10 protein-coding genes are annotated in these 14086 nt (G+C 69.9%); 6 read left to right on the forward strand and 4 right to left on the reverse strand.

The window, feature by feature from the left end:
• Window positions 1-19: 19 nt before the first annotated feature.
• Window positions 20-1567: a sensor histidine kinase gene (locus ACFSCV_RS08945; RefSeq protein ID WP_378799059.1), complete on the forward strand. Its 1548-nt coding sequence runs from the start codon at window positions 20-22 to the stop codon at window positions 1565-1567.
• A gap of 1 nt (window position 1568) precedes the next feature.
• On the opposite strand, the gene ACFSCV_RS08950 is transcribed toward ACFSCV_RS08945, so the two are convergent.
• Window positions 1569-2576: an LLM class flavin-dependent oxidoreductase gene (locus ACFSCV_RS08950; RefSeq protein ID WP_378799061.1), complete on the reverse strand. Its 1008-nt coding sequence runs from the start codon at window positions 2574-2576 to the stop codon at window positions 1569-1571.
• Window positions 2577-2783: 207 nt separating this feature from the next.
• On the opposite strand from ACFSCV_RS08950, the gene ACFSCV_RS08955 reads away from it, so the two are divergent.
• Window positions 2784-3779: a Bug family tripartite tricarboxylate transporter substrate binding protein gene (locus ACFSCV_RS08955; RefSeq protein ID WP_378799063.1), complete on the forward strand. Its 996-nt coding sequence runs from the start codon at window positions 2784-2786 to the stop codon at window positions 3777-3779.
• 62 nt (window positions 3780-3841) lie between these two features.
• On the opposite strand, the gene ACFSCV_RS08960 is transcribed toward ACFSCV_RS08955, so the two are convergent.
• The 3 genes from ACFSCV_RS08960 to ACFSCV_RS08970 form a co-directional block, all read right to left on the reverse strand.
• On the reverse strand, window positions 3842-7066 hold the full coding sequence (locus tag ACFSCV_RS08960; RefSeq protein ID WP_378799065.1) for an efflux RND transporter permease subunit: 3225 nt from the start codon (window positions 7064-7066) through the stop codon (window positions 3842-3844).
• 10 nt (window positions 7067-7076) lie between these two features.
• The gene (locus ACFSCV_RS08965; RefSeq protein ID WP_378799067.1) at window positions 7077-8270 is read right to left on the reverse strand and encodes an efflux RND transporter periplasmic adaptor subunit; all 1194 of its coding nucleotides are present in this window, start codon (window positions 8268-8270) and stop codon (window positions 7077-7079) included.
• A gap of 163 nt (window positions 8271-8433) precedes the next feature.
• Window positions 8434-9474 carry a LacI family DNA-binding transcriptional regulator gene (locus ACFSCV_RS08970; protein WP_378799069.1) on the reverse strand — a complete coding sequence of 347 codons (1041 nt, stop codon included), beginning with the start codon at window positions 9472-9474 and terminating at the stop codon, window positions 8434-8436.
• A gap of 304 nt (window positions 9475-9778) precedes the next feature.
• Between ACFSCV_RS08970 and cysG the strand changes: the two genes are divergently transcribed.
• From cysG to ACFSCV_RS08990, 4 genes are read left to right on the forward strand one after another with little or no spacing between them, the layout of a single operon-like run.
• Entirely contained in the window at window positions 9779-11197 is a 1419-nt protein-coding gene (cysG, locus tag ACFSCV_RS08975; RefSeq protein WP_378799071.1) for a siroheme synthase CysG, read from the forward strand.
• A 15-nt stretch (window positions 11198-11212) separates the two neighbouring features.
• Window positions 11213-11548 carry a DUF2849 domain-containing protein gene (locus ACFSCV_RS08980; protein WP_378799073.1) on the forward strand — a complete coding sequence of 112 codons (336 nt, stop codon included), beginning with the start codon at window positions 11213-11215 and terminating at the stop codon, window positions 11546-11548.
• A gap of 10 nt (window positions 11549-11558) precedes the next feature.
• Window positions 11559-13220 (forward strand): nitrite/sulfite reductase, encoded by a 1662-nt coding sequence (locus ACFSCV_RS08985; RefSeq protein WP_378799075.1) that lies wholly within the window; start codon window positions 11559-11561, stop codon window positions 13218-13220.
• The gene (locus ACFSCV_RS08990) at window positions 13207-13980 is read left to right on the forward strand and encodes a phosphoadenylyl-sulfate reductase (RefSeq protein ID WP_378799077.1); all 774 of its coding nucleotides are present in this window, start codon (window positions 13207-13209) and stop codon (window positions 13978-13980) included. Before ACFSCV_RS08985 ends, ACFSCV_RS08990 begins: the two co-directional genes overlap by 14 nt.
• Window positions 13981-14086: the final 106 nt, after the last annotated feature.

Here is a 14086-nt window from a genome sequence, read left to right on the forward strand (position 1 = left end):
GCGAGCGCGCGACGTGGACATGTTTGGGCTTCCGGAGGGATCCGATCCCGACATCCGCCCGTCGGAGCGGACGGCGGACCGTCGCCGCACGGTCGCGGCCAATGTCCGCACGGCCCGCGAACGCCTGACCTCCACCACCGGCACCCGTCCCGCCTTCGACCTCGAGCTCGCGCGCATCTACGCTCAGAACCGTGTCTCGGCCGCGCCGGTCGTGCTCGCTCTGGCGGCGTTCGCCGCAATCGGCCTCGGCATATGGGTCTCGAGCGCGGCCGGCCTCATCTGGCTGGCCGCGGCGAGCGCGGGCCATGGCGTCGCGGTCGCGGTCGCGCGGCGCTTCCTCCGCAGGCCGGCGGACGAAGCGGACGTCCGGGTCTGGACCAGGCGCTTCGTCGCCGCCGAGTTCGTCAACGCCTGCGCCTGGGCGTCGGTCGTGGCGCTGCTCGACGTCACGACCGGCGCCGCGGCGATCATAACGCTGTTCGCGATGCTGACCGGCTTCGCCGTCTCGACCACGCTGGCGGCGAGCGTGCCGCTCGCGGTCTACGCCGGGACGCTGCCGATCACGGCCGTGGCGCTCGGCGTCTATGTCCCGGTCGGCGGCCCGGGAGCGGCGGCGGTCGCCGTCATGGCGGTCGGCGCCGAGGTCTATTTCCTGCTGCTCGGCCGCCGGCTGTTCCGCAGCACGCTCGACGCGCTGGAGTTCCGGGCCGAGAAGGACGCGCTGATCGGAGAGCTGGAGCAGGCCAAGGCCAACTCGGACGAGGCGCGCCGGCGCGCGGAGGCGGCCAACCTCGCCAAGTCCCGCTTCCTCGCGACCATGAGCCACGAGCTCCGCACGCCGCTCAACGCCATCCTCGGCTTCTCGGAGGTGATGAAGGCGGAGGTGTTCGGGGCGCATTCGGTTCCGACCTACAAGGAATACGCCGGCGACATCCACCAGAGCGGTCAACATCTGCTCGAGCTCATCAACGAGATCCTCGACCTGTCGCGCATCGAGGCCGGACGCTACGAGCTGAACGAGGAGAGCATCAACCTCGCCTACGTGGTGGAGGACTGCCACCACCTGCTCAAGCTCCGCGCCAAGAACCGCGGCATCGCGATCCGCGAACTGTACGAGCCCGGCATGCCGCCGGTCTGGGCCGACGAGCGGGCGCTGCGCCAGATCACGCTGAACCTGCTGTCGAACGCGATCAAGTTCACCCCTCAGGGCGGCGTGATCACGCTCAAGGTCGGCTGGACCGCCTCCGGCGGTCAGTACTTCAGCGTTTCCGACACCGGGCCGGGCATCCCGGAGAACGAGATCCCGACCGTGCTGGCCTCGTTCGGCCAGGGCACGCTCGCGATCAAGACCGCGGAGCAGGGCGCCGGCCTCGGCCTGCCGATCGTGAAGGGTCTGATCGACCTGCACGGCGGCGGCTTCTCGCTGAAGAGCAAGCTGCGCGAGGGCACCGAGGTCGTCGTCACCCTGCCGGCGACCCGCGTGATGAGCGCCCTGCCGCCGATCCGGCAGGCCGAGAGCCCGCCTGCCGAGCGCGCCGCCGCGCACGGCCTGCGCCGGGCGGTCTAGCTCAGGCCGCGGCCCGCGCCGCCAGCCGGTCCCGGATCTCCGCCGTCAGGCGCAGCGACGTCAGGCGGGTGTCCGACGCGAAGGCGTGGCCCGTGACCATCAGCTCGTCGGGCGCGAGGCGCGCGATGAAATCGGCGAGGCCGCGCTCGACCGTCGTCGGCGAACCCACGAAGGCGTAGCGCAGCATCTGTTCGAGCCCGGCGCGTTCGGCCGGGCTGCAATAGGCGTCGATGTCGTCGATCGGAGGCGGCAGCGGTCCCGGCCGGCCGCGCCGGAGGTTGATGAAGGCCTGCTGCTGGGAGGTGAAGGCGCGGCGCGCGACGTCGTCGCCCTCGGCGGCGAGCACGTTGACCGCCGCCATGGCGTAGGGCTTCGCCAGCTTCGGCGAGGGCCGGAACCTGGCGCGATAGACCGCGAAGGCCTCCTCCAGATCGTGCGGCGCGAAGTGCGAGGCGAACGCGAACGGCAGGCCGAGCATGGCGGCGAGCTGGGCCGAGTACAGACTGGAGCCCAGCAGCCAGATCGGCACATCGAGCCCGGCTCCCGGCACGGCCCGGATCGCCTGATCCTCGAGCGCCGGCTCGAAATAGCTCTGCAGCTCGATCACGTCCTGCGGGAAGTTTTCGGCGGCGGCTTGGAGGTCGCGCCTCAGCGCGCGGGCGGTCGCCATGTCGGTTCCCGGCGCGCGGCCGAGGCCGAGGTCGATGCGGCCGGGATAGAGCGCGGCCAGCGTGCCGAACTGCTCGGCGATCACCAGCGGCGAATGGTTCGGCAGCATCACGCCGCCGGAGCCGACGCGGATGGTCGAGGTGCCGCCGGCGACATGGCCGATGACGACCGCGGTCGCGGCGCTGGCGATCCCCGTCATGTTGTGGTGTTCGGCGAGCCAGAACCGGCGGTAGCCGAGCCGCTCGGCCTCCCGCGCGAAGGCGAGCGAGTTGCGGAACGCGTCGGCTGCGGTGGCGCCTTGCGCGATCGGCGCGAGGTCGAGCACAGAGAACGGGATCATCGTCTGTTCCTGATCGGTCGCCGCCGGCGGTTGAGCGGGAAGCGACTCCGGGTCTGTCGGGCCTGTTCGCCCTGTTCACCTTGCGAGATCGTCATTCGCGCGCCCGAATGGAAGGGGGCGCCGCCTCTGCGCCGGGCGCGGGGCTGGCGCTGGCGACGGCGCGCCTTATTCTCGGGCTTCTCCCCCGACCAAGGCAGGAGATGCGCGATGCCCTATGGCCCGTCCCGCCGCGAGGCGGCCGCAGGTCTCGCCGGCGCCCTCGCTCTGGGCCTCGCGCCTCCGGCGCGCGCGGCCGTGACCACGCTGATCGCGCCGTTTCCGCCCGGCGGCGCCGTCGACCTGCTGGCGCGTCTGCTCGCCGAGCGGCTCGGTCCGAAGCTCGGCCGCACCGTCGTGGTCGAGAACCGCGCCGGCGCCGGCGGCATGCTGGGAACCGCGGCGGTGGTGAAGGCGCCGCCGGACGGCGAGACGCTCGGTCTGGTGTCGACCTCGCAGCTCATCGCCAACAAGTACCTTTACGCGAGCCAGCCCTACGATCCGGACGTGGACCTCACGCCCGTGACGCGCGTCGTCACCGGCACGGTCGCCTGCGTCGTCAACGCGCGCACGGCGCGGGAGCGGGGCTGGACGACGTTCCGCGACCTGATCGCCTGGGCGAAGGCGCATCCTGACGAGGCGCGCATGGGCTCCTCGGGTCAGGGACAGGTGTCCCATCTGATGATCGAGCTGGTGAAGGCCCGCACCGGCGCTGCGATCCTGCACGTGCCCTACAAGGGCGGCGGTCCGGCGATCCTCGACCTGCTCGGCGGCGTCATCGACATGATGTTCGACGTCACGCCGGCGCTCGTCCCCCATGTCCGCGACGGATCGTTCGTCGCGCTCGCAGTCGGCAGCCGGGAGCGGATCGCGGCGCTGCCGGGCGCGCCGGGCATGAAGGAGTTCGCCGATCTCGGCCTTGGCGACGTCGACCTGCAGACCTGGTACGCGATCGTCGGACCGAAAGGCATACCCGCCGACCTGCAGGCGAGACTGCGCGACGCGGTCGCCGCCGCGATGACCGACCCCGCGCTCGCCGAAAAGCTCGAGCCGAGCGGCTTCTCGGTGGCTTTGGACGCGTCCCCGGACGACCTGCGCCGCCGGGTCGCCGACGAGGATCCGACGTGGCGGGAGCTCGTCCGCCTCTCCGGCGCGAAGCTCGAATGAAAAAAGGGGCGCCGGCGTATGGCCGGCGCCCCCTTAGGGCGTCTCGTTTTCGGGCCGTCCCGTCAGGCCGGGTGCGGCGCGGGAGGCTGGCCCGCCCCGGGCGCGCCGCCGTCCGGCTTGTGGGAGTCGCCGCCGGGCTTGTCGCTGGCGGATTTGGGCTTCTCCTTGCGGAAGCGGCTCACGAGGCTCCGGATCGTCACGTAGAACACCGGCGTCAGGAACAGGCCGAGGATGGTCACGCCGACCATGCCGGCGAGCACCGCCACGCCGATCGCCTGCCGCAGCTCGGAGGCCGCGCCGGTGGCGAAGGCCAGCGGCACCACGCCGAGCGAGAAGGCGAGCGACGTCATGATGATCGGCCGCAGCCGGTCCTTACAGGCGTCGATGGCCGCCTGGACGATGCTTTCGCCTTCCTCCTCGCGCTGCCGCGCGAACTCCACGATCAGGATCGCGTTCTTGGCCGCGAGGCCGATCAGCACGATGAAGCCGATCTGGGTCAGGATGTTGTTGTCCGACCCCTTCAGCCACACGCCGATCAGCGCCGCGAGCAGCGACAGCGGCGTGATCAGGATGATCGCGAGCGGCAGCGCCCAGCTTTCGTACTGCGCCGAGAGGAACAGGAACACGAACAGGATCGCGAGCGCGAACACGAACACCGCGGTGTTGCCCGCCAGCTTCTCCTGATAGGCGAGGTCCACCCACTCGAACTGGGCGCCGGGCGGCAGGGTCTCCGCCGCGAGCCTCTCCATCAGCGCGATCGCCTGTCCGGTGGAGACGCCGGGCGCGGCGTCGCCCTGGACGGCGATGGCGTTGTAGATGTTCTGCCGCTCCACCGTGTAGGGGCCGGTCTGGTTGCGCTCGGTGATGAGGGTTCCGAGCGGCACCAGGGCGCCGTTCGTGGACCGCACCTTGAACTGGTAGACGTCCGACAGCTTGACGCGGAATTGGGCGTCCGCCTGCGCGTTCACCTGGAACGTGCGGCCGAGCGCCGTGAAGTCGTTGACATAGGCCGTGCCGAGCAGCGTCTGCAGCGCGTCGAAGATGCTCTGCACCGGCACGTTGAGCTGCTGGGCCTTGACGCGGTCGATGTCGAGATAGACCTGCGGCGCGCGGGTGTTGAAGCTCGTGAACACGCGCGTGACCTGGCCCGAGGCGTTCGCCTTGGCGATCAGCTCGTTGACCGAGGCCTCCAGCGGCACGAAGCCCAAGTTCGTGCGGTCCTGCACGTACATCTTCCAGCCGCCGCCCTGGCCGATGCCGCGCACCGTCGGCGGCAGGATCGCGAGCACGAAGGCTTCCTCGATCGCGAACAGCCGCTTCTGCGCTTCGGCCAGGATCGCGGGCGCCGTGTGGCTCGCGCCATGCTTCGTCCGCTCGTTGAACGGATCGAAGATGATGAAGCTCGTCGCCGCGTTCGAGGCCGCCGAGAAGGTCGCGCCCGAGAAGCCCGCGATCGTGACCGCGTTCTTCACGCCGGGCACCTGGCGGACGATGTCCGCCGCGCGCCGCGCCACCTCGTCCGTGCGCTGGAGGTTCGCGCCCTCCGGCAACTGCGCGATCAGGATGGCGTAGCCCTGGTCGGCCTGCGGGATGAAGCCCCGCGGCACCGCCGAGAACATGTAGACGGCGCCGCCGATCAGCCCGACGTAGATGAGCAGGAAGATCGACTTGTGGCCGACCATCCAGCCGACCGAGCGGCTGTAGCCGTGCGCGCCGCGGTCGAAGTTGCGGTTGAACAGGTCGGCCGCGCGCTGGCCGAGGCCGCGCTTGCCGCCGTGCTGGTGCGGCCTCAGCAGGATGGCGCAGAGCGCCGGCGATAGCGTGAGCGACACCAGCGCCGACAGCACGGTCGAGGCCGCGATCGTCAGCGCGAACTGCTGGTAGAAGATGCCGGAGATGCCGGGGATGAAGGCGGTCGGCACGAACACCGCGCACAGCACCAGCGCGATGGCGATGACGGCGGTGCCGACCTCGTCCATCGTGACGTGCGCCGCCTCGCGGGGCGTCTTTCCGAGCGCCATGTTGCGCTCGACGTTCTCCACCACGACGATCGCGTCGTCGACCACGATGCCGATCGCGAGGATCAGGCCGAACAGCGTCAGCATGTTCAGCGAGAAGCCGAAGGCCGACATGACGGCGAAGGTCGCGATCAGCGACACCGGGATCGCCGCGACCGGGATGATCGCCGCGCGCCACGACTGGAGGAAGATGAACACCACCAGCACGACGAGCGCGACCGCCTCGTAGATCGTGTGCTCGACCGCGGTGATCGATTCCTCGATGAACTCGGTCGGGTTGTACTCGGTCCGGTATTCGAGGCCCGACGGGAAGGACGCCTTCAGCGTCTCCATCGTCGCCTTGATCTGCTCGGCGGCCTCGGTCGCGTTGGTGCCGGGGCGCTGGAAGATGCCCATGCCGACGGTCGGATCGGCGCCGAGATAGGAGTTCGACGAATAGGTGCGGGCGGCGAGCTCGACGCGCGCCACGTCGCCGACGCGCAGCAGCCGTCCGTCCGATGTGGCGCGGACGATGATCTGTTTGAACTGCTCCGGGTTCTGGAATCGTCCCTGCGTCGTCACCGTGATCTGGGACGCGGTGCCGGGCGGCGAGGGCGGCGCGCCGAGCGAGCCGCCGGAGACCTGCACGTTCTGCTCGGAGATCGCGGACACGACGTCGCCCGCGGCGAGGCCGTAGGCCGCGAGCCGGTTCGGGTCGAGCCAGACGCGCAGGGAGAGTTCGCGCTCGCCGAAGATGGTGATGTCGCCGACGCCCTCGATGCGCTTGAGCGCGTCGATCACGTTCACCGACGCGTAGTTCGACATGTAGACGGTGTCGAGCGACTTGTCGGGCGAGATCAGGTTCACGACCATCAGGAAGTCCGACGACCGCTTGTTCACCTGCACGCCGTTCCGGCGCACCGCTTCCGGCAGGCGGGGATCCGCCTGGCTGACGCGGTTCTGGACCTGGACCTGCGCGATGTCCTGATTGACGCCCGGCTGGAACGTGACCGTCAGCTGCAGGCGGCCGTCGCCGGTCGCCAGCGAGTTCATGTAGATCATGCCCTCGACGCCGTTGATCTGCTGCTCCAGCGGCGCGGCGACGGTCTCGGCGATGGTTTCGGCGTTCGCGCCCGGATACTGCGCGGTCACCGAGATGGTGGGGGGCGCGATCTCGGGATACTGCGCGATCGGCAGGCTCACCAGCGCGACGCCGCCGACGATCATCAGAACGATCGAGATGACCGACGCGAAGATCGGCCGGTCGACGAAGAAATGTCCGATTCCCATGGCCGCCCCCTTACTTCGCGGGCTGCGCGGCCGCGCCCTGTTGGCCGGCGGGCTTGGTCGGGTCCACCGTCTGCGGCTTCACCTGCGCGCCGGGGCGGGCGCGCATCAGCCCGTTCACGATCACCTGGTCGTCGGCCGTCAGGCCGCTGCGGATCACGCGCAGTCGGCCGTTGAGCTGGCCGGGCTCGACCACCTTGGGAACGACCTTGTCCTCGGGGCCCACCGTCATGACGATCTTGCGGGTCTGGTCGGACAGGATCGCCTCGTCCGGCACCAGCAGGGCCTCGTAGGCCGGGCTCGACTGCAGCCGGATGCGCCCGAACACGCCCGAGGTCAGGAAGCCGTTTTCGTTCGGCGTCGTCGCGCGCAGGCGCAGCGTGCCGGTCTGCTGGTCGAGCTGGTTGTCGGCGAAGTCGATCCGGCCCTTGATCGTGAATTCGTTCGAATCCGGCAGCGCGATCTCCACAGGCGCGCCGCCTTCCTCCTGCTTGATCTTGCCTTCGCGAATGAAGTTCATATAGCGGAGGTAGCTCTGCTCATCGACGTCGAAATAGAAGTAGATCGGCTGGGTCTTGACGATGGTCGTCAGCGCGGCGGAGCCGGCTCCCGCGGCGATGAGGTTGCCTTCGGTCACGAGCTTGCGGCCGATCCGGCCGTCGATCGGGGCGCGGACGTCGGTCCATTCGAGGTTCAGCTTCGCGGTCTGGACCTGCGCCTCGGCCGACTTCAGGCTGGCCTGCGCCTCGCCATAGGCCTGGTTGCGCTGCTGCGCGACCTGATCGCTGATGTTGCCGGTCCGCAGCAGGTCCTTGGCGCGGTCGACGTCGGACTTGGTCAGATCAATGCGCGTCTGGGCGGTGATGACGGCGGATTGCGCCTGCGTCAGCGCGGCCTCATAGGGGCGGGGATCGATCTTGAAGAGCAGGTCGCCCTTCTTGACCGCGGAGCCGTCGGTGAACGGCGCGCTGATGAGCTGGCCGCTGACCTGCGCCCGCACCTCGACCAGCTCCGAGGCTTCGAAGCGGCCGGTGAATTCGGCGACGTCGGTGACCTCGCGCTTGATCGGCTTCGCGACCGACACGGGCAGCGGCCCGGGCGCGCCCTGCGCGAAGGCCGACCCCGGCGCCAGCAAGGCGAGCGCGAGGACGGCGGCGAGGGACGTCTTGGCGGTCGCCGGACGAACGGGCGCGACGATGCGGAGCATAGGGGTCACCTGCGCGAAAAAGCATGCGCGCCATTCAGCATGGCGCGCGTGCGTACAAAACCGGACGTCCCCGACACGGTCTTAGTGTGCGGCGCGGCGTCCCGCAACAGCGGCGACGCGCGCGCCGCCGCAGTGTCGCCGGGAAGCCTCAGCCGACGGCGCCTCAGGCGCTGTCGCGCACGATGACTTCGAAGTCGAGCGTGACGTTGAAGGGCGCCGCGTCCTGGCCGAGCCGCGAGGCCTCGAACGCGTTGATCATCAGCTTTCCGATCTCGACCCCCATGAGGCCGGCGTTGAAGCCGATGGTGGTCAACGCCGGCAGCGTATGCCGCGCGACCTCGTGGTCGCCGAAGCCGAACACGGCGATATCGTCGGGCACCCGCGCTCCGCGTCGGCGGAGTTCGCCGATGACGGCGATCGCGGTGATGTCGTGCGGGCACAGGACCGCGTCGATCTCGGCGAGGTTCTCGATGATCTCGGCGGCGGCGCGGACGCCCTGCTCGGCGAGAGCGAGCGGGCCGCCGGCGCTTATCAGGCGGACGGGCGCGAGGCCGGCCTGCCGGGCGCCTTCGCGCAGGCCCTCGGCTCGGTCCGTGGTGTTGCTGGTCAGGCGCTCGCGCCCGATGATGGCCGCGAGGCGCTTTCGACCGCTCTGAACGAAGTGCTGGGCTACGGCGCGTCCGACCGCGACATGGTCGATCGCCACCACGTGCCGAATCGGCTCCGCCGGCCGGTGAAGGAACTCCACCACCGGGACCCCGGCGTTCAGCAGCATCCGGGTCGCACGTTCGCTGCGTATCTCGCCCGCGATCGCGATGGCCTCTGGGCGCCGGCGCAGCATGGACTCGAGCATGTGCTCCTCCCGCTCCGCGCCGTAATCCGAAAAGCCGATGAAGAGCTGCAGCCCGAGCGGCGTGAGCGTGTCGTTCAGGCCGCGCGCGACCATGCCGAAGATCGGATTGACCAGCGCAGGCGCGATCATGCCAACGAGGCTGGAACGCCCCGACGACAGGGCGCCCGCCGCCTGATCCGGCACGTAGCCGAGCTCGTCGACGACCGCGAGCACCTTGTCCCGGGTCTTCTGCGAGACCGCCCCGTCATGTCGCAGGGCGCGCGAAACGGTCATTGCGGACACGCCGGCGAGACGTGCGACGTCCGACATTGTCGGCGCACTTTTGCTTCCAGCCTTGCCAGATGAGGACATAGCACCTCGTTCGAATATCACCGAGGTAGAGTGTGGCCCTCAGCTTAAGATCAACGCCGAAACTGGATTAGGAGTCACGCCAGAATCAAACCTCTCGGGACAAAAACAAGTGGGAAGCTAGTCTTGGGTATCGATAACATAAGGGTTTCGTGCGTTTTACAGGCGCCGGGGTCCCGGTTTGGCACGCGTGGGAAGCGCGTCGCGTGGCAGTGGAGGCATATTCCACAAATTATAAACGTATAAATGTGCGCTCTTGCAATTCTGTCTGTGCAATATCATTGTCCCGGCAACGAAAGCTGCGCCCATGGCTCGTCTCACATCGTTTCCGACCTTTCACCGCGTCTCCGGGCGCGTGATCCTCGTCGTCGGCTCCGGCCCGGCGGCGGCGGCGAAGGTGCGCCTGCTGGCCGAGACCGACGCGCGGATCGTGGTGGTGTCCGAACATCCCTCGCGCGAGCTGCGGAACGATGCGCTCCGCGTCGGCGCGGAGCTTCGGGAGGAGCCGTTCGCGCCGGGCCATCTCGAGGGCGCGGCGCTCGCTTTCGCCGCCACCGAGGATGAGGACGCCGATCGCGCCATCGCCGACGCCGCTCGCGCCGCGCGTGTGCCCGTGAACGTGGTCGACCGCCCGGAGTTGTGCGACTTCACCACGCCCGCGATCGTCAACCGCGCTCCGCTCGCGGTGGCGATCGGCACCGAGGGCGCGGCGCCTGTGCTCGCGCGCCATGTGCGCGCCCGCGTCGAAGCGATGCTTGCGCCCGAGATCGGCGGCCTCGCACGTCTTGCGGAGGGCCTGCGCGGCGCGGTCGCCAGCTTGTTGCCCGCGGGCGAGGCGCGGCGCCGGTTCTGGGCCCGGCTGTTCGACGGCCCTGTGGCCGAGCGCGCGCTCGCCGGCGATCTGCCAGGCGCCCGAGCGCTCGCCCTGCGCGAGCTCGCGGCCGAGCCTGATCTCGGCGGTTTCGTCTGGATCGTCGGCGCCGGTCCAGGCTCCGTCGACCTGCTGACGCTGCGCGCCCAGCGCGTGCTGCAGGAGGCTGACGTTATCGTCCATGACGCGTTGGTGCCGTCCGAGGTGGTCGCCATGGGCCGCCGCGACGCCGAGCGCGTGTTCGTCGGCAAGCGCAAGGGCCGGCACGAGGCCACGCAGGGCGAGATCGACGAGCTGCTCGTGCGCGAGGCGAAGGCGGGCCGGCGAGTGGTGCGGCTCAAGAGCGGCGATCCGCTGGTGTTCGGCCGCGCCGGCGAGGAAATGGAGGCGCTGCGCGCCGCGGGCGTGCCGTTCGAGATCGTCCCGGGCGTGACCGCGGCCTTCGCGGCCGCCGCCTCCGCTCAGGTGCCGCTGACGCTCCGTGGCGTGGCGTCGAGCCTCGTGTTCGCGACCGGCCACGACCTCGACGGCCGCACGCTGCCGGACTGGGCGGGCCACGCGCTGAACGGCGCGACCGTCGCCGTCTATATGGGGCGCTCGGTGGCGGCGGCGGTCGCCGCGCGCCTGTCGGAGGCGGGGCTCGCCGCCGACACGCCGGTGGTCGCGGTCGAGAACGCCGCCCGGTCCGACGAGCGGGTGCTCGCGGGGCGGCTCGACGACCTCTCGGCCGTCGCCGACCGGCCGGATCTGAGCGGTCCGGTCCTCATCCTGATCGGACGCGCGCTCGCCTCCGCCGATCTGTCATCCGCAATCCCTTTCGCTGAGGCGGTCGCCGCGCCAAGCGCCGCCGCCTGAAGGTCCAGATCCCACATGTCCGCGCCGATCCAGAAGTCGGCGGCCAAGACCAAGGCCGCTACGCAAGTCGTCACCGCCAATCGTCTCGACGACGGCGTCGTCGTCTATCTCGACGCCCGCGACGACTGGACCGAGCGGCTCGGCGAGGCGGCGCTCATCGAGACGCCGGAGGCGCTCGCCGCCGCCATCGCCGTCGGCAAGGCGGCGGAAGCCGCGCGCGTGGTGGTCGAATCCTATCCGATCGACGTCGCCCGCGGGTCTGACGGCCTCGCGCCGCTCCGCCTGCGCGAGGTCATCCGCGCCGCCGGCCCGACCGTGCGCGCCGATCTGCTGCGCCCCACGGGCGTCTGAGGAGTTTTCCATGTACCGCTATGACGAATTCGACCACGGCTTCGTCACGTCCCGCGTCGCGCAGTTCCGCGACCAGGTCGAACGCCGGCTGTCGGGCGAGCTTACGGAGGACCAGTTCCGTCCGCTCCGGCTGATGAACGGCGTCTACCTGCAGCTTCACGCCTACATGCTGCGGATCGCGGTGCCGTACGGCACGCTGTCGTCGCGCCAGCTCCGGATGCTCGGCCACATCGGCCGCAAGTACGACCGCGGCTACGGCCACTTCACCACCCGCCAGAACCTGCAGTTCAACTGGCCGGCGCTGAAGGACATCCCGGCGATCCTTGACGACCTCGCCTCGGTCGAGATGCACGCGCTGCAGACCAGCGGCAACTGCATCCGCAACGTGACGACAGACCATTTCGCCGGCGCGGCGGCCGACGAGATCGCCGATCCGCGGCCCTACGCCGAGATTCTCCGGCAGTGGTCGTCGATCCATCCCGAGTTCAGCTACCTGCCGCGCAAGTTCAAGATCGCGGTGACGGGCGCGCCGAAGGACCGCGCCGCGATCCAGGTGCACGACATCGGGCTTGAGCTGAAGCGCGGGCCGGACGGCGAGATTGGCTTCGCGGTCTACGTCGGCGGCGGGCAGGGCCGCACGCCCATGATCGCCCACAAGGTGCGCGACTATCTGCCCGAGGAGGACCTGCTCGCCTATGTCGAGGCGATCATGCGGGTCTACAACCTGCACGGGCGGCGCGACAACAAGTACAAGGCGCGCATCAAGATCCTCGTCCACGAGACCGGCGCGGAAGAGATCACCCGCCAGATCGAGGCCGAATTCGTCGAGGTGAAGAAGACCGAGCTGCTGCGTCTGCCCGACGAGGAGATCCAGCGCATCACGGCCTATTTCGCCGCGCCGGACCTCGCGCCGAAGCCTGCCCGCTCGGGCGCCTTCGAGGCCGCCAAGGCCGACAGCGCCGCCTTCGCGGCCTTCGCGGAGAACAACGTCACGCCGCACAAGGCGCCGGGCTACGGCGTCGTGACGGTCTCGCTCAAGCCGATCGGCGGCATCCCCGGCGACGCCACCGATGTGCAGATGGAGGTCGTGGCCGACCTCGCCGAGGCCTATTCGCAGTCCGAGATCCGCGTCAGCCACGAGCAGAACCTCGTGCTGCCCCACGTGGCGCTCGACGACGTTCCCGCGCTCTACGCCAAGCTCGCGGAGCACGGGCTCGCGACCGGCAACGCCGGCCTCGTCACCGACATCATCGCCTGCCCGGGCCTCGACTACTGCGCGCTCGCCAACGCCCGCTCGATCAACATCGCTCAGGACCTCTCCAACCGCTTCGGCGCGCCTGAGCGGCAGAAGGACATCGGCGAGCTCAAGATCAAGATCTCCGGCTGCATCAACGCCTGCGGCCATCACCATGTCGGCCATATCGGCCTGCTCGGCGTCGATCGCCGCGGCGAGGAGGTCTATCAGATCACCCTCGGCGGCTCCGGCGACGAGACCGCCTCGGTCGGCGCGCTCGTCGGTCCCGGCTTCACCGGCGATCAGGTGGTCGACGCGGTCGAGACGGTGGTCGACACCTATCTGAAGCTGCGCCAGGGCCCGGACGAGACCTTCCTCTCCGCGGTCCGCCGGCTCGGCCAGCAGCCCTTCAAGGAGGCGCTCTATGGAGCAGCCTAACCTTCCGCTCCCGGCGGTCTCCGCCGCGCGCGCGGCGGAGCGCGCGACTTCGCTCGCGGCCCATCTCGACGCGCGCTACCGCGACCGGGACGCGGCCGGGCTGATCGGCGTCGCGGTCGAGGAGCTGTTCCGCAACCGCATCGCGCTGGTGTCGAGCTTCGGCGCGGATTCGTCCGTGCTGCTGCACCTCGTGGCGCAGGTCGAGCGCTCGACGCCGGTGATCTTCGTCGACACCGGCCAGCTGTTCGAGGAGACGCTGCGGTACCGCGACGAACTGGTGGAGCGGCTCGGGCTGACCGACGTGCGCAGCTTCGGTCCGAAGCCGGAGCGCCTCGCCCGGCACGACCCGGAGGCTTTCCTCTGGCAGTCGAACCCGGACCTGTGCTGCCGCATCCGCAAGGTCGAGCCGCTTAGCCAGGCGCTCGGCGACGTGCCGGCCTGGATCTCCGGCCGCAAGCGGTTCCAGAACGCGTTCCGCGCCGAACTGCCGGTGTTCGAGGCGGATGGGCCGCGCATCAAGGTCAATCCGCTCGCGAGCTGGACCTCGAAGGACGTCGAGGCCTACCGGATCGCCCACGACCTGCCGGCGCATCCGCTGGTCAAGTTCGGCTATCCATCGGTCGGCTGCGCGCCCTGCACCACGCGGGTGAAGCCGGGCGAGGACCCGCGCGCGGGCCGCTGGCGCGGCCAGGCCAAGACCGAGTGCGGCATCCACCTGCCCGGCATGATCGTGACCGAGAGCGACGGGAGCGGGATTTGACCGCCGGACAGGCGCTGCGGCATAGCGACCGTGGCGAAACACGGCGGGAGGGTCGTATGGAGACCCGCGCGCCCTATGCTCACGATCATCCCGCCGCGGCCGTGCG

The organism is Methylopila henanensis (genome assembly GCF_042681025.1).
Lineage (GTDB): Bacteria > Pseudomonadota > Alphaproteobacteria > Rhizobiales > Methylopilaceae > Methylopila > Methylopila henanensis.

Coding starts and splice junctions, on each gene's coding strand:
- ACFSCV_RS08945 (WP_378799059.1), top strand. CDS start 20: ATGTTTGGGCTTCCGGAGGGATCCGATCCCGACATCCGCCCGTCGGAG.
- ACFSCV_RS08950 (WP_378799061.1), bottom strand. CDS start 2,576: ATGATCCCGTTCTCTGTGCTCGACCTCGCGCCGATCGCGCAAGGCGCC.
- ACFSCV_RS08955 (WP_378799063.1), top strand. CDS start 2,784: ATGCCCTATGGCCCGTCCCGCCGCGAGGCGGCCGCAGGTCTCGCCGGC.
- ACFSCV_RS08960 (WP_378799065.1), bottom strand. CDS start 7,066: ATGGGAATCGGACATTTCTTCGTCGACCGGCCGATCTTCGCGTCGGTC.
- ACFSCV_RS08965 (WP_378799067.1), bottom strand. CDS start 8,270: ATGCTCCGCATCGTCGCGCCCGTTCGTCCGGCGACCGCCAAGACGTCC.
- ACFSCV_RS08970 (WP_378799069.1), bottom strand. CDS start 9,474: ATGTCCTCATCTGGCAAGGCTGGAAGCAAAAGTGCGCCGACAATGTCG.
- cysG (WP_378799071.1), top strand. CDS start 9,779: ATGGCTCGTCTCACATCGTTTCCGACCTTTCACCGCGTCTCCGGGCGC.
- ACFSCV_RS08980 (WP_378799073.1), top strand. CDS start 11,213: ATGTCCGCGCCGATCCAGAAGTCGGCGGCCAAGACCAAGGCCGCTACG.
- ACFSCV_RS08985 (WP_378799075.1), top strand. CDS start 11,559: ATGTACCGCTATGACGAATTCGACCACGGCTTCGTCACGTCCCGCGTC.
- ACFSCV_RS08990 (WP_378799077.1), top strand. CDS start 13,207: ATGGAGCAGCCTAACCTTCCGCTCCCGGCGGTCTCCGCCGCGCGCGCG.